We start from the raw sequence: 16,863 nt of genomic DNA on the forward strand, positions 1-16,863 counted from the left end.
TTGCTGGGGTGCTTAGCTCAGCGGTAGAGCGTCTCCTTTACACGGAGAGGGTCGGGGGTTCGAAACCCTCAGCACCCACCAGGCACTGCCAGTAAAAGTTTTGAAATGTGGAGCGGTAGTTCAGCTGGTTAGAATGCTGGCCTGTCACGCCGGAGGTCGCGGGTTCAAGTCCCGTCCGCTCCGCCAGTTTCAATAGGGCCCCTGAGCGATCGGGGGCCTTGTTTTCTCCAGCGACGCAGGTCGCGGTGGAAACAAAAGCGGTTTAGTGCGGAGCGGTAGTTCAGCTGGTTAGAATGCTGGCCTGTCACGCCGGAGGTCGCGGGTTCAAGTCCCGTCCGCTCCGCCAGTTCTAAAAAAACCTCGAAAAAAGCAGTATTTCGGGGTGGGCAATCTGAATATCTTCGGATAGAATGAGCGCCTGCAAAGTTTCAAGTGCGGAGCGGTAGTTCAGCTGGTTAGAATGCTGGCCTGTCACGCCGGAGGTCGCGGGTTCAAGTCCCGTCCGCTCCGCCAATCTTTGAAGAGCCCTTGGTGAAAACCAAGGGCTTTTTTTTGTTTTCAATTCAGCGCATCGATCAACGGCGCGCGACTGACCGTGCATCCGTTGCCATGGCCGGGCGTGGGAGCCTCTGGATCTGGCCGGGGCGGCCGATGCGGGCACTTTTGGAGCCTGCCGCGAAGCGGGTTACACTGCCGGGCTCGCCAATCAGGCCTTGATTTTTCCCATGCTGCAGAAACTTCGCGACAAGACCTCGGGCTGGATCGTTACCGTGATCCTGGGGCTGCTGATGATTCCGTTCCTGTTCGTGATCGACTCCAGCTACCTCGGTGGCGTCGGCTCGCAGAACGTGGCCAAAGTGGCCGCCCCGCCGACCTGGTGGAAGTCCGCCCCGTCGTGGTGGCCGGTCTCGTTCCTGTGGCAGCACCATGAAATCAGCTCCAACGATTTCCGCGTGCGCTTCGAGCAGGCGCGCCAGCAGGCACGCCAGGAACAGGGTGAGGATTTCGATCCGCGCCAGTTCGAAAGCACCGAAAGCAAGCTGGCCGTGCTCGATCAGATGATCGATGAGCAGGTGGTGCGCCTGGCCGGCGAACAGTCCGGCATCGTGATCGGCGATGGTGCCGTGCGCGAGTACATCGCCTCGATTCCGGCCTTCCTGGATGCGGACGGCAAGTTCAACCAGGACAACTACCGCATCGCGCTGGCCAGCGGTAATCCGCCGCGCACGCCGACGCAGTTCGAAGCGCTGGTGCGCGAGAGCATCCAGCAGTCGATCATCCCGTCGGCCCTGCAGCGTTCGGGGTTCACCACCCAGAGCGAAGCCGAGCGCCTGATGAAGCTGCTCGGTGAAACGCGTGACGTGGAGCTGGCCGCGCTGCCGGAAACGCCGGCCGATACCGCCGAAGTGACCGACGCACAGATCAAGCAGTGGTACGACAGCCACACCAAGGATTTCCGCCAGCCGGAAACCGTGTCGCTGGAATACGTCGAGATCAACGGCGCAAACCTGCCGGCCGCAGCCGCGGCTGACGAAGCCACGCTGCGCAAGCGCTACCAGGATGAGAAGGCACGCTTTGCCACGCCGGAACAGCGTCTGGCCTCGCACATCCTGATCACCGCCGATGGCAACGATCCGGCCAAGCTGAAGGCAGCCGAAGAAAAGGCCACGCGCATCGCCGCGGAAGCCAAGGCGCCGGGTGCCGATTTCGCCGCGCTGGCCAAGGCCAACTCGGAAGATCCGGGTTCCAAGGACACCGGCGGCGACCTGGGCTGGGTGGAACACGGCGCGATGGTGAAGCCGTTCGAAGACGCGCTGTTCGCCATGAAGACGGGCGACGTGGTTGGGCCGGTGAAGACCGAGTTCGGCTACCACGTGCTCAAGCTGCGCGAGACCAAGGGTGGCGAAGGCCGCGCGTTCGAGGACGTGCGTGACCAGCTGGCTGCCGAACAGCTCAAGGCCGATACCGATCGCGTGTTCACTGAGCTGAGTGGCCGCCTGGTGGATCTGGTCTACAAGAACCCGACCTCGCTGGAAGGCCCGGCCAAGGACATGAGCCTGCCGGTGCAGACGATCGGTCCGTTCACCCGCGCCACCGCCAGTGGCATCGCGGCCAACCCCGCGGTGCTGCGTGCGGCGTTCTCCGACATCCTGACCCAGGATGGCACGGTGAGCGACCCGATCGAGCTGGGCCCGAACCACAACGTGATGATCCGCGTGACCGAGCACAGCCCGGAGCAGGCGCTGCCGCTGGCCAAGGCCCGTGAGCAGGTCATCGCTGCGATCCATGCCGACCGCACCCGCCAGGCTTCCGAGAAGGCCGTGGACGCCGTGCTGGCCAAGCTGAAGGCCGGGCAGACCCTGCAGGCGCTGGCGACCAGCGACCAGCTGCAGATCAGCCCGCTGCCGGGCCTGCCGCGTACCCAGCCGGTACCGACCCCGGAAATCAACCGCGCCGTGTTCAGCGCGCCGCTGCCGGCCGAAGGCAAGCCCAGCTACGGCAAGGTCGCCGTGCAGGGCCGCTACGTGATCTACGCGGTCAACAAGGTCACCCCGGGCAACGTGGCCGAAGTAGATGCCGCCCAGCAGCAGCAGCTCAAGGAGCAGCTGAGCCAGATCGACGGCATGGCCGCCGCCAAGGCCTACGTCGAAGCGATGCGCAAGCACTTCAAGGTGCAGACCGAAGAAGCCAACCTGTAACCGGGTCGGCGTCTGCTGGACAACAAAAAGCCCGGCCATGCCGGGCTTTTTGTTGAAAACGACACTGCCCGGCGGAACCGGGCAGTGTCGTTACCAGCAATAGGATCCGCGCGCGCTCAGTCTTCGACGCGCAGCACCGCTCCCGGCTTGAGCACACTGCTGCCACTGAGCCCATTGAGCGACAGCAGCGCCTTCAGCGGCATGCCGTAGCGGCGGGCGATGGTCCAGGGCGACTCGCCATCGCGCACGGTGTGGCGGCGGCTGCGCGGGCGGTCCGCGCTGGCCACGGTACGGGTGGCCACCGGGCCGGGCACCGTACGCGCCGCCGTGGTGTCGGCCGGTGCGCTCGGCGCCACCGCAAGGGCGGCCACGCTGGCACTGGCATCCACCGGGGCATGCGCGGTCGGGGCCAGAACCGTCACCTGGCCGCTCGGACGGCCCTTGCCGCTGGCCAGCGCCGGATTGAGGCGGGCGATCCGGGCGGGGTCGAGAGCGCGCTGCTGGGCCCACTGCTGGACGCTGGTGCCGGCCGGCAGGGTGTGCCCCTTCAGCACCGGCACGGTGCGGTCCAGCGAGGCCATCACCGCCGGCTCGGTTTCCGCGTCTTCCAGGACGCAGGCCAGCGCATGCAGCTTCTCGACATAGGCATAGGTGACCGGCGACAGCCCGGGCAATTCCGCCGGGCGCGCGTTCTGTGCGTTCATGCCGGCCTTGCGCAGCGATTGCAGCACGCGGTACTCGCCGGCGTTGTAGGCCATGGTGGCCAGTCGCCAGTCGCCGCCGAACATGCCGTGCAGGGTCTTGAGGTAGCGCACCGCGGCCTGGGTGGAATCCACGGCAGAGAGGCGGCCGTCATAGCCCGGGGTCATCTGCACGCGGTGGTTCTTGGCGGTGGTGGCGATGAACTGCCATAGGCCAGCCGGGCCGCTGCCATTGCGGGCGTTGGGCCGGTAGCCACTTTCCACGAAGGGAATCAGCGCGAATTCGGTCGGCAGATTGGAGTTGCGCAGCTCTTCGACCACATAGCCGAACAGCACCAGGGCGTCATCGTCCTGGTTGGCCAGCCGCGAGGGGGCATGCGCGAACTGCTTCTGCCAACGCGGGCTGGTCGCCTCGGCGTCGCAGGTGGGTTCGGCCAGGCCATCGCGGAAGCTGGCAAAGATCTCCTGCCCGTTGCGCACCGAGGCCGGCGGCAGGGCCGCAGCGGTCAGGGGAAGGGAGGACAGGCCGGCCACGTTCTGCGACATGCCGGCGGTCAACGACTGGGCGCCCGCGCTGCCGGCCACGGCGATCGCCAGGCCAAGCGCGAGCGGCAACAATCGCCGACTCATGTTCGAAATCCGTCTTTCCAGTGTCGCAGGCCTGCGACAACATCGACTTCATCGGTAACGGGACGCCCGAGATGGGCGCTGACGGCCGCCTGGATGGCGGGGGTGTTCGTACGCAGGAACGGGTTGCATTCCAGCTCGCTTGCCAGTGAAACCGGCAGCGTGGGCAGGTCATCGCGGCGCATGGCCAAGGCCTCCTCATGGCGCTGCGACAGCGCAGCGTTGGTGGGGTCTACATGCCGCGCGAAGACGGCATTGGACAGGGTGTACTCGTGGGCGCAACAGACCATCAGTTGCGCTGGCAGGGACGCCAGCTTCCGCAGGGATGCCAGAAGCTGGGGAGGCGTACCTTCGAACATGCGCCCACAGCCCAGGCTGAACAACGCATCGCCACTGAAAAGGTGTTCAGCGGTGTGAAACGCAATATGGCTCCGGGTGTGCCCGGGCACGGATACTACGTGGAACCCGAGCCCCAATGCCTGAACGCATTCACCTTCAGCCACCCGATGGGCAGGGACCGCGATGCGCGGTTCCACCGGTGCGTAGACCTCCACCGCGGGAAAACGGGCCTGCAGCTCGGCCACGCCGCCGATGTGGTCGTCGTGGTGGTGGGTCAACAGAATGCTGTGGGGAACCCATCCCTGCTGCGCTGCGGCGGCCAGAACGGGGTCGGCCTGGCCGGGGTCGACGACCACGGCGCGGCCGTCGTCGGCGACCAGCGCCCAGATGTAATTGTCCGCAAACGCGGGTAGGGCGGTCAGTCGCATAGAATTGGACCATGCCCCTCGTGCCGAGCCCCCGTCAAGCGACAGTCGCATCCTGGTTTGATACTGAACCGGCACAAGCGTTGCGCCGTCTGGAATCGGAGCGGTTGCGCAGCCTGCTCGCCGAGCGCCCGGTGAACCCGTGGCTGTGGGTGGCACCGACGCCCGGCTGGCTGGAGTGTGTGGATCTGCCGGGCCGCGGCCTGCGCCTCCACCGGGTCGGGGCGACCTATGCCGGGGACGTGCAGTGCGCGCTCCCACTGCCGCTGCCGGACGAGAGCGTCAACGCCATCGTGCTGCAGCACGTCACCGCCCGTGACGCCGAGCAGCTGATCGCCGAGTGCGCGCGCGTGCTGATGCCCGGCGGCCGGCTGTGGCTGTCCACCCTCAACCCGTTCAGCCCGTACCGCCGCCAGTGGCGCCATCACGGGCTGGTCGTGCGCAGCCCGCAGCGGCTGCGGCACACCCTTACGCAGGCTGGCCTGAGCTGCGAGGACCTGCACTACCTCGGCCCGATGTGGCGCGACCGTTCGCCGACGCGGCGCGATCTGGCCCCGCTGCGGGCCGCCTGTCTGTTCACCGCTGAAAAACGCACTCTGGCATTGCCGGGACCGACGCCCGTGGCCGTGCCACGTTGGCACGGCACGGTTGCCACCTGATCTGGAATGGAATGAAGACGATAGAAATCCACACCGACGGTTCCTGCCTCGGCAATCCCGGCCCTGGCGGCTGGGCGGCGTTGCTGCGCTACAACGCGCACGAGCGCGAACTGAGCGGTGGCGAAGCACATACCACCAACAACCGCATGGAGCTGATGGCCGCCATCTCGGGGCTGGAAGCCCTGACCGAGCCGTGCAACATCGTGCTGTTCACCGATTCGCAGTACGTGCGCCAGGGCCTGACCGAGTGGATGCCCGGTTGGATCCGCAAGAACTGGAAAACCGCTGGCGGCTCGCCGGTCAAGAACCGGGAGCTGTGGGAGCGCCTGCACGCGGCCACGCTCAAGCACACCATCGACTGGCGCTGGGTGAAGGGGCATTCCGGCGACCCGGACAACGAGCGCGTGGATCAGCTGGCGCGCGACGCCGCGATCCGGATCCGCGCCGCTGGCCCGGTACACTGAGCCCATGCGTCAGATCATCCTTGATACCGAAACCACCGGCCTGGAATGGCGGAAGGGCAACCGCATCGTCGAAATCGGCTGTGTGGAACTGCTCGAGCGCCGCCCCAGTGGCAACAACTACCACCAGTACCTCAAGCCGGACTGCGAGTTCGAACAGGGCGCGCAGGAAGTCACCGGCCTGACCCTGGAGTTCCTGGCCGACAAGCCGGACTTCGCCCAGGTCGTTGACGACTTCCTCGCCTACATCGATGGCGCCGAACTGATCATCCACAACGCGGCGTTCGATCTGGGCTTCCTGGACAACGAGCTGTCGCTGCTGGGCGACCACTACGGCAAGATCACCGACCGCTGCACGGTGATCGATACGCTCAAGATGGCGCGCGAGCGATTCCCCGGCCAGCGCAACTCGCTGGATGCACTGTGCCGGCGCCTGGGCGTGGACAATGCCCACCGCCAGCTGCACGGCGGCCTGCTCGATGCGCAGATCCTGGGCGATGTGTACATCGCCCTGACCTCGGGCCAGGAAGAAATCGGCTTCGGCTCGGCCGATGACCAGAAAACCGGCAGCGCCCACGCGCAGACCTTCGACACCTCGCGCCTGCTGCCGCGCCCGCGCGTGGTGGCCACCGCCTCGGAGCTGGAAGCGCACGAAGCGCGCCTGGCCAAGCTGCGCAAGAAGGCCGGCCGCGCGATCTGGGATGGTGAACCCGAGGCGGCGGAAGCGGTCAGCGCCTGAGCGCCCGACCCCGGTAGGTCCCGACCGTTGGTCGGGATGCCTGCCTCAGTGGCATCGCACCAGAATCACGGTGATGTTGTCCGAGCCGCCGCCATCGAGCGCGGCGGCGACCAGGGTATCCACGCATTCCTGCGCACTGGCATCGTCGAAGGCGAGGGTGCGGGCGATGCCCTTGTCCTCGACCTCTTCGGTCAGCCCGTCACTGCACAGCAGCAGCTGCATGCCCGGGCGCAGCTCACCGGTGGTGGTCGCCACATTCAGATGTGCCGGATCGGTCACCCCAAGCGCCTGGGTCACCACATTGCGATGCGGATGCGCCCGCGCCTGCTCGGCGGTCAGATTGCCTTGGGCGACCAGTTCCTGGACCACGCTGTGATCCTGGCTGAGCTGGGCCAGCTTGCCGTCGCGCCACAGGTACGCGCGGCTGTCGCCGACCCACGCCACCTCATACCGATTGCCCTGTACACGGGCCGCCACCACGGTGGTGCCCATCGGCAGGCTGTCGTTGCGGCGGCGCGAGGTGCGGATGATTTCCTCATCGGCGATCCGGATCGCATGCGCCAGCGTCGCCCCGCGGCGGATCTCGCGCACGATGGTCTCGCGTGCCAGCGCACTGGCCACCTCACCGCAGGCGTGCCCGCCCATGCCATCGGCGACCAGCCACAGCGCCAGTTCGCCATCCCCGTAATACGTATCCTCATTGAGGTCACGGCGCAGGCCGGGGTGGGTCAGGTGTCCGAATTCGATCATGAAGGCGCGTGCCGGTGAGGATTGCGAGGGATAACGGCATGATCGCGGCCCGCCGGACATCCGGCAAGGCATCCATACAGAAGAAATTCACTTCTTTGCACGCAATGACTTGTCGCCAGCGCGTCCTGCCCGTATCATTCGCGTCCCGGTTCGCCGGGACCATCTGGAGAGGTGGCAGAGCGGTTGAATGTACCTGACTCGAAATCAGGCAGGCGTTTATAGCGCCTCGGGGGTTCGAATCCCCCCCTCTCCGCCAGATAAAAAGAAAAGGGCTGCCTATCGGGCGGCCCTTTTCTTTTTATCCGGCCTGATGGGCGGACGAGAACCCCCGACCGGGGGTTCGACGGATCTGCAGGAGCAGATCCGGACAGACGAACGTCTGGCCCTGGAGCGCGCAAGCGCGGAAGGGCTGGGTGCATGGATGCACCCAGCAATCCAAATAAAGCGGCCACCCTGCTTCCGGAGCCCCAAGCGTCATCACCGACATACCCGGGCGCGTGGCGACGCGTTCATCCCATCGGCGTATCCAACTCCAGGCGGCGCGGCCCTGGAGCGCGCAAGCGCGGAAGGGCTGGGTGCATGGATGCACCCAGCAATCCCGGCAACGAAGCGGCCATCCCGCAAGCCACGCGACGTCATCGCGGTAGAGCCACGCCATGCGTGGCTGCCTCCCGATCACCGCGCAGCCACGCATGGCGTGGCTCTACCCGAGGGCCGCACCCTCAGGCCACACCCCTCCAACATGCGCTCCGCTAAACTGCCCACCTCACGTAACGGATCCCCACCATGACCGCTGAAATCCTCGTCCCCGTGTCCTTCGGTGAACTGCTCGACAAGATCTCGATCCTGCAGATCAAATCCGAGCGCATCAGCGACGAGGCCAAGCTGGCCAACATCCGCACCGAGCTGAGCGCGCTGGAAAAGACCTGGATGGCGCACCCGGCCGGGGTCAAGGACATCGCGCGCCTGCGCGCCGAGCTCAAGGCCGTCAACGAGCGCCTGTGGGACATCGAAGACAACATCCGTCTGCAGGACAAGGCCCAGGCCTTCGACGATCATTTCGTCGAACTGGCCCGCAGCGTCTACCAGCAGAACGATGAGCGTGCCCGCATCAAGAAGGACATCAACCTGGCGCTGGGCTCGCTCTACGTGGAAGAGAAGTCGTACAAGGATTACGCCCCGCGCGGCGCGTAATCGGCGACATAGCGCTCGAAGGCGGCAATGCCGTCCTCGACCGTGATCAGCTGCATCACGTCGTCGAATTCGACCTTCGCGCCCCATTTCAGTTCGCTGGCCGGCTTGCCCAGGAATCTGCGTGCCGCATCGTCGTAGCGGTCCACGCAGTAGCGGCGGTCGGAGTAGGGGCCGCTGCGGTGCGGGTTGCTGGCCGCGTGCAGGCCGAGCACCTTGGTGCCCATCGCGTTGGCGATATGCATCGGGCCCGAATCGGGCGTCATCACCAGCGCGGCGCGCGCCAACAGCGCCGGCAGTTGCTTGAGGGTGTCCTTGCCGACCAGATCCAGCGCCGGGGTGGTCAGCTGCGCCTGGATGGCATCGGCCATGCCGCGCTCCAGATCGCTGCGCCCACCGCACAGCACCACCCGCCAGCCGCGTGAGGTGGCGTGGTTGGCGACGGCCGCATAACGGTCGGCATACCAGTTGCGACGCACGTGGCTGGAGCAGGGCGAGATCATCAGCACCGGGCGGCCGTCGTCGGCCCACTGGGCATTGGCCCACTCGAACGCGGCCGGCGGCACGGCCAGGTCCCAGCTGACCTCGGTCTGCTTCAGGCCCAGCGGCTCGCAGAAGCTGCCGATCGCATCCAGCACGTGGATGCCGGGGCGGTCGGGGATGCGCTCATTGATAAACAGCCCGTGAAGGTCTTTTGAGCGCGATTTGTCGTAGCCAATGCGGCGCTTGGCCGGCACGAAGGCAGACAGCACGTTGGCGCGGAAGGCCACCTGCATCTGCAGCAGCGCATCGAAGCGCCCGGCAGGGAGGCTCTCGCGCAGGGCGCGCATGCCGGCCAGGCCGGTCTTCTTGTCGAAGCTGTGGAAGGTCACGCCCGGCAGCCCATCGAGCAGCTTGTGGCCGGCCTTGTCGATGATCCAGTGCAGGCAAACGCCGGGATCGGCCTGTTGCAGGGTGCGCACCAGCGGCACCACATGGGTCACGTCCCCCAGCGCGGACAAACGCAAAAGACACAAGGAAGAGGACGTTGGTGCCATGGTGTTGTTAGACTCGAAGGAATGGTCGCATTCGACGCCACTGAAGCGCTGACGCCCTGCCGCGATGGACGCGGTATCGGTGCCATTCTGTTCGACCGCGAAGCCTTGCGGCAAGCCGAGATGAGCCTGTTCGCGCCGGCCCACTGGGGCGAGCGGGCGCGACCGGTCGGCGATGGCGGCCGCGGCGGCGCTTGGTTCGTCGATGCGCCCTTCGGTCATGCCGTGCTGCGCCAGTACCTGCGCGGCGGCCTGGCGGCCAAGCTCAGCCGGGACCACTACATCTGGCGTGGCGCCAACCGCACCCGCAGTTTTGCCGAGTTCCGGCTGATGCGTGCCCTGCGCGCGCAGAAGCTGCCGGTGCCGCGACCGATTGCCGCGTTCTACATGCGCGAAGGCCTGCGCTACAAAGCGGCGATCCTGATGGAGCGGCTGGAGGGCGTGCGCTCGCTGGCCGACCGCGCGCTGGTCGCCGGGCGCGGCGCCCCCTGGGAAGAGACGGGCCGGCTGATCGCGCGCTTCCACCGCGCCGGGCTGGACCATGCCGATCTCAACGCCCACAACATTCTGTTCGACGCCAACGGCCACGGCTGGCTGATCGATTTCGATCGCGGTGTGCTGCGCATTCCCGCCACCCGCTGGCGCGAACGCAATCTCAAGCGGCTGCTGCGCTCGCTGATCAAGCTGCGCGGTGAGCGCAGCCATGACGACGTCGAAAAGGACTACGCACGGCTGCGCCGCGCCTACGATCTGGCCTGGAACCGGGGCTACTGATGGACTGGGCACTGCGTTTCATGGGGGTCGGCAATGCGTCGGCCGTGCAGCTGGGTTCGCCGATGGCGGTGATCGAGCGTGATGGCCGCCCGTGGCTCACCATCGATTGCGGCGGGGAAGGGCTGACCGCCTTCCAGGCGCACTACGGGCATGTGCCGCAGGCCCTGTTCGTCACCCATGTGCACCTGGACCATGTGGCTGGTTTCGAACGTCTGTTCGTGGATGCCTATTTCTCGCCGCAGCGTCGTGGGCGCATCCGCCTCTACGTGCCGGCGACGGTCGTGCCGCTGCTGCACAAGCGCGTGGCCGATTACCCGAACGTGCTGGCCGAGGGCGGCGCGAATTTCTGGGATGCCTTCCAGCTGATCGTGGTCGGCGATGCGTTCTGGCATGACGGCGTGCGCCTGGAAGTCTTCCCGGTGCGCCATCACTGGCCGGAAACCGCCTATGGTCTGCGCCTGAAGGGCGCGGTCACCTGGAGTGGTGATACCCGGCCGGTTCCGGAAATGCTGGCGCGCTACGCCGACGACAACGAACTGATCGCCCACGACTGCGGCCTGCACGGCAATCCCTCCCACACCGGTGTGGATGACCTGGAGCGTGAGTACACGCCCGAGCTGCAGGCGCGGATGATGCTGTACCACTATGCCAGCGAGAGCGACGGCGAAGCGCTGCGCCAGCGTGGCCATCGTGTGGCGCATCCCGGCGAGCGTGTGGCGCTGGCCACGCCGACCGCGATGCATGTGCTGGCCCAGGATCCTCCCTGAGCATGGGCGACGCGCTGGCCGCCCATCTGCAGGCGCTCGAACGCGCGTTGCATGCGCCAGCGGTCCGCGGAGATGTCGCGCAGCTGGCGGCGCTGTTGGATGACGACTTCCGTGAGATCGGCAGCTCGGGCGCCTGTTTCGACCGTGCGACCGCGCTGGCCGAGATCCCACGCGAGCGTGCGCAGGTGGAGATCGTGTCCAGCGATTACGCCGTCGTCCTGCTGGCCCCGACGCTGGCGCAGGTGCGCTACCGCAGTTGGTATGTGATCGAAGGGGTGCGTCAGCGCGAGGTGCTGCGCAGTTCGCTGTGGCGACTGCATGGCGAGGCGTGGAGGGTGGTGTTCCATCAGGGCACGCCCGCAGCGCCTTGATCGGCAGCATCGCGAAGGAAACAGGGGACCCAAAAAGGTGGCGGCCCCGCCGGCTGACCTCGGCGCCCGCGTCGATCGATACCGTTGCTGCCTTCCGGCCCTGGCGGGATTTTCGACCTAGCGTCGCGAGGGGCCGACGGGGCCACCATAGAGACGTTCCGGCTGCAGGGCGATCAGGGATCAGCCGGCCGCAGGCGGAAGGTGCACCGCAGGAACAGGTCCGGCAGTGCAGTCGCGCATTCTAGCGCATGCGCGGCATGCAGTACCAGACGCGGAGGCTGAATCCTGTGTAGCCCGATGCCGTCAGTAGCGGCTATTGCGCGGGTGGGGCGGTAAAATACGCGGCACAGGAGGAACGGCCTCCCCCATTTCGGGAACCACTGACCAGGACGGCCTGGCCCCCATCAAGGAGGGCCGCATGGCCTGGATCTATCTGTTGGCAGCCGGTGTACTGGAAATCGTCTGGGCGTTCTCGATGAAGCAATCCGAGGGGTTCAGCAAGCTCACCCCCTCGATCATCACTCTCGTCACCATGATCGCCAGCTTCTGGCTGCTGTCACTGGCGATGCGCACGTTGCCGCTGGGCACCGCGTACACGATCTGGACCGGCATCGGCGCGGTCGGTGCGTTCGTGATCGGTATTACCTTCCTGGGCGAACAGGTCAGCGCGATGCGGATTGCCGCAGCGGTGCTGATCGTGAGCGGGTTGGTGTTGATGAAGTTGAGCAGCAGCTGAGGCGTTCAAAACGCACGCTGCGCGCTCCGGGGTAGAGCCACGCCATGCGCGGCTGATGTAACCCTGGCGCACTCCGATCACTGGCGCCGCTCAACGCGGCGCCAGTTCGAGCACCATCTCCACCGCATCCAGCCCGGGGCCGTGTCCATCAGGGGTGATGTGGGTGACGACGAAGCCGAGGCCGGCGTAGAAATCCTGTGTGTGCTGACTGGTGCTGAGCGTCACGCACTCGGCGCCGAGTGTTCTTGCGTGGGCCAGGCGTGCATGAGAGAGCTGCGTGCCCAGGCCTTGGCGATGCCGGGTGCGGTCGACCATGCCCCAGCAGAAGGCCGCGCTGTGTTCGTTGTCCAGGGCGAGGCCGCCGCAGGCGACGAGGTGGCCGTTGTGGTGGATCACCAGGTAGTCGTGGGCGCGGTCTGGGTGGAGTAGATAGTTGGCGAAGTCGTGGCGTTCGTGTGGGGCGAAGTAATGCGGCACGTTGGTATCGAACAGTGCCAGGCAGGCGGGGGCGTCTGTTGGGGTGTAGGGGCGCAGGGTGGGCATGGGGGGACTTTGGCATGGGTTGGCTGCGAGAAGAGCAGCCGACCAGCGGTCGGCTCTACCGTTAGCGGTGGTGACGGTTTGCGTGGCGCAAGCGGTGGCGGCGCAGACGCTTCGGATGCAGGGTGGCCGCTTCATTGGGATTGCTGGGTGCATCCATGCACCCAGCCCTTCCGCGCTGACGCGCTCCAGGGCCAGCCGTTCGGCTGTCCGGATTCGCTCCCGGCGAATCCGTCGAACCCGTTGGGGTTCTCGTCCCCCATGCTGTCCGTCGCACAAATAAAAAGGCCGCCCCTGAGGGCGGCCTTTTTATTTGTGTGGCGGAGAGAGGGGGATTCGAACCCCCGAAGCGCGGTTTAGACGCTTACACACTTTCCAGGCGTGCTCCTTCAACCGCTCGGACACCTCTCCGGACCTGCTGCGATAACCCGCTGCAGGGGCGCAGATTCTAGCGGGGGAATTGGAATCGCACAAGCGGTTCGTCACGAAGGGCAGGGGGGCTGGACAGGCGTGGCACAATGGTCGTCCCGATGAAGACGGTGGCCTGATGTCCTATCTCGTCCTTGCCCGCAAGTGGCGTCCGAAGCGTTTTGCCGAGCTGGTGGGCCAGGAACACGTGGTCCGTGCGCTCAGCAATGCGCTGGACAGCGGCCGGGTGCACCATGCGTTCCTGTTTACCGGCACCCGCGGGGTCGGCAAGACCACCATTGCCCGTATTTTCGCCAAGTCGCTGAACTGCGAGCAGGGCACCAGTGCCGATCCATGTGGCCAGTGCCCGGCCTGCCTGGATATCGACTCCGGCCGCTACATCGATCTGCTCGAGATCGATGCTGCGTCCAATACCGGTGTGGATGATGTCCGTGAGGTGATCGAGAACGCCCAGTACATGCCCTCCCGGGGCAAGTACAAGGTCTATCTGATCGACGAAGTGCACATGCTGTCCAAGGCGGCGTTCAATGCGCTGCTCAAGACGCTGGAAGAGCCGCCGGAGCATGTGAAGTTCCTGCTGGCCACCACCGATCCGCAGAAGCTGCCGGTGACGGTGCTCTCGCGCTGCCTGCAGTTCAACCTCAAGCGGTTGGACGAGGACCAGATCCAGGGCCAGATGACCAAGATCCTGGCGGCCGAGGAGATCGAGTCCGACCCGACCGCGATCGTGCAGTTGGCCAAGGCCGCCGATGGCAGCCTGCGTGACGGCCTGTCGCTGCTGGATCAGGCGATCGCCTATGCCGGCGGTGCGCTGCGCGAGGATGTGGTGCGCGCGATGCTGGGCACGGTCGACCGCACCCAGGTCGCTGCGATGCTGGATGCGCTCGCCGATGGCGATGGTCCGCGCCTGCTGCAGACCGTGGCCCTGCTGGCCGAGTTCTCGCCGGACTGGAGCGGGGTGCTCGATGCCCTGGCCCAAGCCCTGCACCGGATCCAGGTGCAGCAGCTGGTGCCGGGCGCCGCGACGGCGGGCGAGGGGATCGATGCCGAGGCCTTCGCCCAGCGCCTGCGCCCGGAAGTGGTCCAGCTCTGGTACCAGATGGCCCTGGGCGGCCGTCGTGACCTGCACCTGGCCCCGAGCCCGCGCGCCGGGTTCGAGATGGCCGTGCTGCGCATGCTGGCGTTCCGTCCCGCCGCCGCGGTACCGCCGGTGCCCCGCGATCCGGGCACCGGGACCGACGTGAACAGTGGTGGCCAAGCCAGCGGCCAAGGCACCGGCATGGCCGCTGCGGCAGCGAGCGCGGCGTCTGCATCGGTCGTGGCGCCGGTCAAGGCGAGCGCCCCCGTCGCTCAGCCGGCCCCGGTGGCGCCCGTGGTTGCTTCCGTCTCCGCGGCGCCTGAGCCCGCACCGCCGGCACCGACACAACCTGTCCCGGCCCCGCCCCCGGCCGCCGCCGAGCCGGTCAAACCGTCCAAGCCCGCCGTCACAGCGCCCGCTGCCGACGACGATCTGCCCCCGTGGCACCACGAGAGCGATGCCGCCGATCGCGACGAAGCGCTGGCGGCCGAAATGGCCACCCCGGATGCGGCCATGGTCGCCCCGTGGGAAGCACCGCCCGAGCGCGCGGTGGCACCTGCTGCTCCCGCGCCTGCACGGGAAGCCTCCGCCCCGGTGGCCCGTCCGGAGGGCATCGCCATCGCCCCCTCGGAGCCGGATACCGCGCCCTCTGACGTTCAGGGCGACCTGACCGCCGATGCCTGGCTGGAACTGGTGGCCGGCAGCCAGCTCAATGGCCCGTCCAAGCAGCTGGCCGCGCACTCGGCGTTCATCAGCTACCAGCACGGCGTCTTGAAACTGGCGATTTCGCCCGGATTTGAATACTTGAGTTCGGACCGCTCGCAGGCGGCGCTGATCGCGGCGTTGACCGGCCCCTTGGGGCAGGCCCCGCGCCTGGTGATCGATACCGGTGCAGCCGGTGCCGAGACCCTGCATCAGCGCGCTGACCGTCAGCGTGGCGAACGCCAAACAGCGGCGGAAGCCGCTTTCATGGCCGATCCTTCGGTGCAGTTGCTGGTCCAGCAACACGGTGCCCGGGTCGTCGCCGATTCCATTCGTCCTTTTGAAGAGTAAAGACCCATGCGCGGCAATATCGCCCAACTGATGCAGCAGGCCCAGAAGATGCAGGAAAACCTGCAGAAGGCCCAGGAAGACCTCGCCAAGCTGGAAGTGACCGGCAGTGCCGGCGGCGGCATGGTCAGCGTGACCCTGACCGGCACCAAGGAATGCCGCAAGGTGCGCATCGATCCGTCGGTGCTGTCCGATGCGGAAATGACCGAAGATCTGGTGGCCGCCGCGTTCAACGATGCCTCCAACAAGATCGACGCCGAGTCGAAGAACCGCATGGGTTCGGCGACCGCCGGCATGCAGCTGCCCCCGGGCATGAAGCTGCCGTTCTGACCCACCGCCTGCGCCGGGTGTCTGCCTGACGCGACCGTGGTGACCGCGCCGCGAAGCCTCCGGGCTTCGCGCGCTTGTTTCTGAGATGAGCGATCCGCCATGAGCCTGCCCCTGCTCGAACAATTGATCGAGGCCTTCCGCGTGTTGCCAGGCGTAGGCCAGAAGACCGCCCAGCGTATGGCGTACCACGTGCTGGAGCGCGAGCGCGAGGGCGGCCAGAAGCTGGCCGAGCTGCTGGCCAAGGCGATCGAGCGGATCGGGCATTGCGAACAGTGCCGGGATTTCAGCGAGACCGAGATCTGTGCGGTCTGCGCCAACGGCAGCCGCGAGCGCCAGCAGTTGTGTGCAGTGGAATCACCGGCCGATCGCCTGGCGATCGAAACGGCCACCGGCTTCCGCGGGGTGTACTTCGTGCTGCAGGGGCGGCTGTCGCCACTGGACGGCATCGGCCCGCGCGAGCTGGGCCTGGATCAGCTGGAGGCGCGCCTGAAGCAGGGTGAGGTCAACGAGTTGATCATCGCCACCAGTGCCACCGTGGAAGGCGAAGCGACCGCACATTACCTGGCGCAGATGGCGCGCAGCTACAAGGTGCGGCCCAGCCGCCTCGCGCAGGGTCTGCCGCTGGGTGGCGAACTGGAATACGTGGATCGCGGCACGCTGTCGCACGCCTTTGGCACGCGTACCGAAGTGCAGGAATGACGCTGCGCACCGCGCGGCAATGATCGAAACCGGGGGCGCATCCGCGCTACTCTCCAAGGCCCTGTTCCACGAGGTGCCCTCATGAGCCACGACACTCTGTTCGGCAAGATCATCCGCCGCGAAATTTCCGCCACCATCGTCTACGAAGACGAGGAGGTGCTCGGCTTCAAGGACATCGCCCCGCAGGCGCCGGTGCACGTGCTGTTCATTCCCAAGCACGAGGCGATTCCCACCCTCGATGATGTGCAGCCGGAGCAGGCACACCTGATCGGCAAGCTGGCGATGGCCGCCGCGGATTACGCGCGCCGCGAAGGCCTCGCACAGGACGGCTACCGCATCGTCATGAACTGCCGTGAGCATGCCGGGCAGACCGTGTTCCATATCCACCTGCATCTGCTGGCCGGTGCGCCGCTGGGCCACTTCGGCACGCCGAACGGCTGAGGCGGCCAGGTGCAAACAAAAAC

Annotated in this window: 18 protein-coding genes, 6 tRNA genes and 1 other RNA gene; 18 read left to right on the plus strand and 7 right to left on the minus strand. The window is 66.6% G+C overall.

Translation table 11 applies throughout. The features are described from left to right. The first annotated feature begins 6 nt into the window (after window positions 1-6). From EDF74_RS01460 to EDF74_RS01480, 5 genes are all read left to right on the plus strand, one after another. Window positions 7-81, plus strand: a tRNA-Val gene (locus EDF74_RS01460). A 28-nt stretch (window positions 82-109) separates the two neighbouring features. Beyond that, window positions 110-186 (plus strand) — tRNA-Asp (locus tag EDF74_RS01465). A gap of 83 nt (window positions 187-269) precedes the next feature. Further along, a tRNA-Asp gene (locus EDF74_RS01470) sits at window positions 270-346 on the plus strand. A gap of 90 nt (window positions 347-436) precedes the next feature. Next, window positions 437-513: transfer RNA gene (locus EDF74_RS01475), tRNA-Asp, on the plus strand. A gap of 212 nt (window positions 514-725) precedes the next feature. Further along, a complete protein-coding gene (locus tag EDF74_RS01480; protein WP_123728495.1) occupies window positions 726-2,699 on the plus strand; it encodes a peptidylprolyl isomerase in 1,974 nt (657 codons plus the stop codon). Window positions 2,700-2,815: 116 nt separating this feature from the next. On the opposite strand, the gene EDF74_RS01485 is transcribed toward EDF74_RS01480, so the two are convergent. Beyond that, complete coding sequence (locus tag EDF74_RS01485; RefSeq protein WP_123728496.1) at window positions 2,816-4,030, minus strand: lytic transglycosylase domain-containing protein; 1,215 nt, start codon at window positions 4,028-4,030, stop codon at window positions 2,816-2,818. Next, the gene (gene gloB, locus EDF74_RS01490; RefSeq protein ID WP_123728497.1) at window positions 4,027-4,794 is read right to left on the minus strand and encodes a hydroxyacylglutathione hydrolase; all 768 of its coding nucleotides are present in this window, start codon (window positions 4,792-4,794) and stop codon (window positions 4,027-4,029) included. Before gloB ends, EDF74_RS01485 begins: the two co-directional genes overlap by 4 nt. 11 nt (window positions 4,795-4,805) lie before the next feature. On the opposite strand from gloB, the gene EDF74_RS01495 reads away from it, so the two are divergent. The 3 genes from EDF74_RS01495 to dnaQ are packed head-to-tail and all read left to right on the plus strand — an operon-like array spanning window position 4,806 to window position 6,650. Beyond that, a complete protein-coding gene (locus EDF74_RS01495; RefSeq protein ID WP_123728498.1) occupies window positions 4,806-5,450 on the plus strand; it encodes a methyltransferase domain-containing protein in 645 nt (214 codons plus the stop codon). A gap of 11 nt (window positions 5,451-5,461) precedes the next feature. Further along, on the plus strand, window positions 5,462-5,914 hold the full coding sequence (gene rnhA, locus EDF74_RS01500) for a ribonuclease HI (protein ID WP_121042991.1): 453 nt from the start codon (window positions 5,462-5,464) through the stop codon (window positions 5,912-5,914). A 4-nt stretch (window positions 5,915-5,918) separates the two neighbouring features. Next, window positions 5,919-6,650, plus strand: coding sequence for a DNA polymerase III subunit epsilon (dnaQ, locus tag EDF74_RS01505; RefSeq protein ID WP_123728499.1), 732 nt, complete (start codon window positions 5,919-5,921; stop codon window positions 6,648-6,650). Between the two features lie 45 nt (window positions 6,651-6,695). On the opposite strand, the gene EDF74_RS01510 is transcribed toward dnaQ, so the two are convergent. Then, on the minus strand, window positions 6,696-7,400 hold the full coding sequence (locus tag EDF74_RS01510) for a PP2C family protein-serine/threonine phosphatase (RefSeq protein ID WP_019185793.1): 705 nt from the start codon (window positions 7,398-7,400) through the stop codon (window positions 6,696-6,698). A gap of 165 nt (window positions 7,401-7,565) precedes the next feature. Between EDF74_RS01510 and EDF74_RS01515 the strand changes: the two genes are divergently transcribed. After that, a tRNA-Ser gene (locus EDF74_RS01515) sits at window positions 7,566-7,656 on the plus strand. Between the two features lie 530 nt (window positions 7,657-8,186). Next, entirely contained in the window at window positions 8,187-8,594 is a 408-nt protein-coding gene (locus tag EDF74_RS01520; protein WP_019185792.1) for a DUF6165 family protein, read from the plus strand. On the opposite strand, the gene EDF74_RS01525 is transcribed toward EDF74_RS01520, so the two are convergent. Next, window positions 8,573-9,628 (minus strand): glycosyltransferase family 9 protein, encoded by a 1,056-nt coding sequence (locus EDF74_RS01525; RefSeq protein WP_123728500.1) that lies wholly within the window; start codon window positions 9,626-9,628, stop codon window positions 8,573-8,575. The two genes, EDF74_RS01520 and EDF74_RS01525, sit on opposite strands and share 22 nt — an antisense overlap. A gap of 21 nt (window positions 9,629-9,649) precedes the next feature. Here EDF74_RS01525 and EDF74_RS01530 point away from each other — a divergent pair, with 21 nt between their 5' ends. Genes EDF74_RS01530 through EDF74_RS01540 form a run of 3 tightly spaced genes read left to right on the plus strand, consistent with a single transcriptional unit; the run spans window position 9,650 to window position 11,537 of the window. Next, window positions 9,650-10,399 (plus strand): 3-deoxy-D-manno-octulosonic acid kinase, encoded by a 750-nt coding sequence (locus EDF74_RS01530; protein ID WP_088432881.1) that lies wholly within the window; start codon window positions 9,650-9,652, stop codon window positions 10,397-10,399. Beyond that, the gene (locus EDF74_RS01535) at window positions 10,399-11,166 is read left to right on the plus strand and encodes an MBL fold metallo-hydrolase (RefSeq protein WP_123728501.1); all 768 of its coding nucleotides are present in this window, start codon (window positions 10,399-10,401) and stop codon (window positions 11,164-11,166) included. Before EDF74_RS01530 ends, EDF74_RS01535 begins: the two co-directional genes overlap by 1 nt. A 2-nt stretch (window positions 11,167-11,168) precedes the next feature. Then, window positions 11,169-11,537 carry a DUF4440 domain-containing protein gene (locus EDF74_RS01540; RefSeq protein WP_123728502.1) on the plus strand — a complete coding sequence of 123 codons (369 nt, stop codon included), beginning with the start codon at window positions 11,169-11,171 and terminating at the stop codon, window positions 11,535-11,537. A gap of 43 nt (window positions 11,538-11,580) precedes the next feature. On the opposite strand, the gene ffs is transcribed toward EDF74_RS01540, so the two are convergent. Further along, an RNA gene (gene ffs, locus EDF74_RS01545) (signal recognition particle sRNA small type) lies at window positions 11,581-11,677 on the minus strand. A gap of 278 nt (window positions 11,678-11,955) precedes the next feature. On the opposite strand from ffs, the gene EDF74_RS01550 reads away from it, so the two are divergent. Beyond that, window positions 11,956-12,273: a DMT family transporter gene (locus tag EDF74_RS01550; protein ID WP_123728503.1), complete on the plus strand. Its 318-nt coding sequence runs from the start codon at window positions 11,956-11,958 to the stop codon at window positions 12,271-12,273. 90 nt (window positions 12,274-12,363) lie between these two features. Here the strand turns inward: EDF74_RS01550 and EDF74_RS01555 are convergent, their stop codons facing one another. Both EDF74_RS01555 and EDF74_RS01560 read right to left on the minus strand, forming a co-directional pair. After that, window positions 12,364-12,816, minus strand: coding sequence for a GNAT family N-acetyltransferase (locus EDF74_RS01555; protein WP_123728504.1), 453 nt, complete (start codon window positions 12,814-12,816; stop codon window positions 12,364-12,366). 315 nt (window positions 12,817-13,131) lie between these two features. Further along, window positions 13,132-13,224: transfer RNA gene (locus EDF74_RS01560), tRNA-Ser, on the minus strand. Between the two features lie 136 nt (window positions 13,225-13,360). Here EDF74_RS01560 and dnaX point away from each other — a divergent pair. The 4 genes from dnaX to EDF74_RS01580 all read left to right on the plus strand — a co-directional run bounded on the left by dnaX (window position 13,361) and on the right by EDF74_RS01580 (window position 16,840). Next, window positions 13,361-15,373 carry a DNA polymerase III subunit gamma/tau gene (gene dnaX, locus EDF74_RS01565; RefSeq protein WP_123728505.1) on the plus strand — a complete coding sequence of 671 codons (2,013 nt, stop codon included), beginning with the start codon at window positions 13,361-13,363 and terminating at the stop codon, window positions 15,371-15,373. Window positions 15,374-15,379: 6 nt separating this feature from the next. Further along, window positions 15,380-15,700: a YbaB/EbfC family nucleoid-associated protein gene (locus tag EDF74_RS01570; protein WP_019185335.1), complete on the plus strand. Its 321-nt coding sequence runs from the start codon at window positions 15,380-15,382 to the stop codon at window positions 15,698-15,700. A gap of 99 nt (window positions 15,701-15,799) precedes the next feature. After that, entirely contained in the window at window positions 15,800-16,399 is a 600-nt protein-coding gene (gene recR, locus EDF74_RS01575) for a recombination mediator RecR (protein WP_123728506.1), read from the plus strand. An 81-nt stretch (window positions 16,400-16,480) separates the two neighbouring features. Next, window positions 16,481-16,840: a histidine triad nucleotide-binding protein gene (locus EDF74_RS01580; protein WP_123728507.1), complete on the plus strand. Its 360-nt coding sequence runs from the start codon at window positions 16,481-16,483 to the stop codon at window positions 16,838-16,840. Window positions 16,841-16,863 lie beyond the last annotated feature (23 nt).

Source organism: Stenotrophomonas rhizophila, assembly GCF_003751305.1.
Taxonomy (GTDB): Bacteria; Pseudomonadota; Gammaproteobacteria; order Xanthomonadales; family Xanthomonadaceae; genus Stenotrophomonas; species Stenotrophomonas rhizophila_B.

What these genes read in the sequence shown, in the direction of transcription:
- EDF74_RS01480 (WP_123728495.1), top strand. Translation starts at nt 726, where the DNA reads ATGCTGCAGAAACTTCGCGACAAGACCTCGGGCTGGATCGTTACCGTG.
- EDF74_RS01485 (WP_123728496.1), bottom strand. Translation starts at nt 4,030, where the DNA reads ATGAGTCGGCGATTGTTGCCGCTCGCGCTTGGCCTGGCGATCGCCGTG.
- gloB (WP_123728497.1), bottom strand. Translation starts at nt 4,794, where the DNA reads ATGCGACTGACCGCCCTACCCGCGTTTGCGGACAATTACATCTGGGCG.
- EDF74_RS01495 (WP_123728498.1), top strand. Translation starts at nt 4,806, where the DNA reads ATGCCCCTCGTGCCGAGCCCCCGTCAAGCGACAGTCGCATCCTGGTTT.
- rnhA (WP_121042991.1), top strand. Translation starts at nt 5,462, where the DNA reads ATGAAGACGATAGAAATCCACACCGACGGTTCCTGCCTCGGCAATCCC.
- dnaQ (WP_123728499.1), top strand. Translation starts at nt 5,919, where the DNA reads ATGCGTCAGATCATCCTTGATACCGAAACCACCGGCCTGGAATGGCGG.
- EDF74_RS01510 (WP_019185793.1), bottom strand. Translation starts at nt 7,400, where the DNA reads ATGATCGAATTCGGACACCTGACCCACCCCGGCCTGCGCCGTGACCTC.
- EDF74_RS01520 (WP_019185792.1), top strand. Translation starts at nt 8,187, where the DNA reads ATGACCGCTGAAATCCTCGTCCCCGTGTCCTTCGGTGAACTGCTCGAC.
- EDF74_RS01525 (WP_123728500.1), bottom strand. Translation starts at nt 9,628, where the DNA reads ATGGCACCAACGTCCTCTTCCTTGTGTCTTTTGCGTTTGTCCGCGCTG.
- EDF74_RS01530 (WP_088432881.1), top strand. Translation starts at nt 9,650, where the DNA reads ATGGTCGCATTCGACGCCACTGAAGCGCTGACGCCCTGCCGCGATGGA.
- EDF74_RS01535 (WP_123728501.1), top strand. Translation starts at nt 10,399, where the DNA reads ATGGACTGGGCACTGCGTTTCATGGGGGTCGGCAATGCGTCGGCCGTG.
- EDF74_RS01540 (WP_123728502.1), top strand. Translation starts at nt 11,169, where the DNA reads ATGGGCGACGCGCTGGCCGCCCATCTGCAGGCGCTCGAACGCGCGTTG.
- EDF74_RS01550 (WP_123728503.1), top strand. Translation starts at nt 11,956, where the DNA reads ATGGCCTGGATCTATCTGTTGGCAGCCGGTGTACTGGAAATCGTCTGG.
- EDF74_RS01555 (WP_123728504.1), bottom strand. Translation starts at nt 12,816, where the DNA reads ATGCCCACCCTGCGCCCCTACACCCCAACAGACGCCCCCGCCTGCCTG.
- dnaX (WP_123728505.1), top strand. Translation starts at nt 13,361, where the DNA reads ATGTCCTATCTCGTCCTTGCCCGCAAGTGGCGTCCGAAGCGTTTTGCC.
- EDF74_RS01570 (WP_019185335.1), top strand. Translation starts at nt 15,380, where the DNA reads ATGCGCGGCAATATCGCCCAACTGATGCAGCAGGCCCAGAAGATGCAG.
- recR (WP_123728506.1), top strand. Translation starts at nt 15,800, where the DNA reads ATGAGCCTGCCCCTGCTCGAACAATTGATCGAGGCCTTCCGCGTGTTG.
- EDF74_RS01580 (WP_123728507.1), top strand. Translation starts at nt 16,481, where the DNA reads ATGAGCCACGACACTCTGTTCGGCAAGATCATCCGCCGCGAAATTTCC.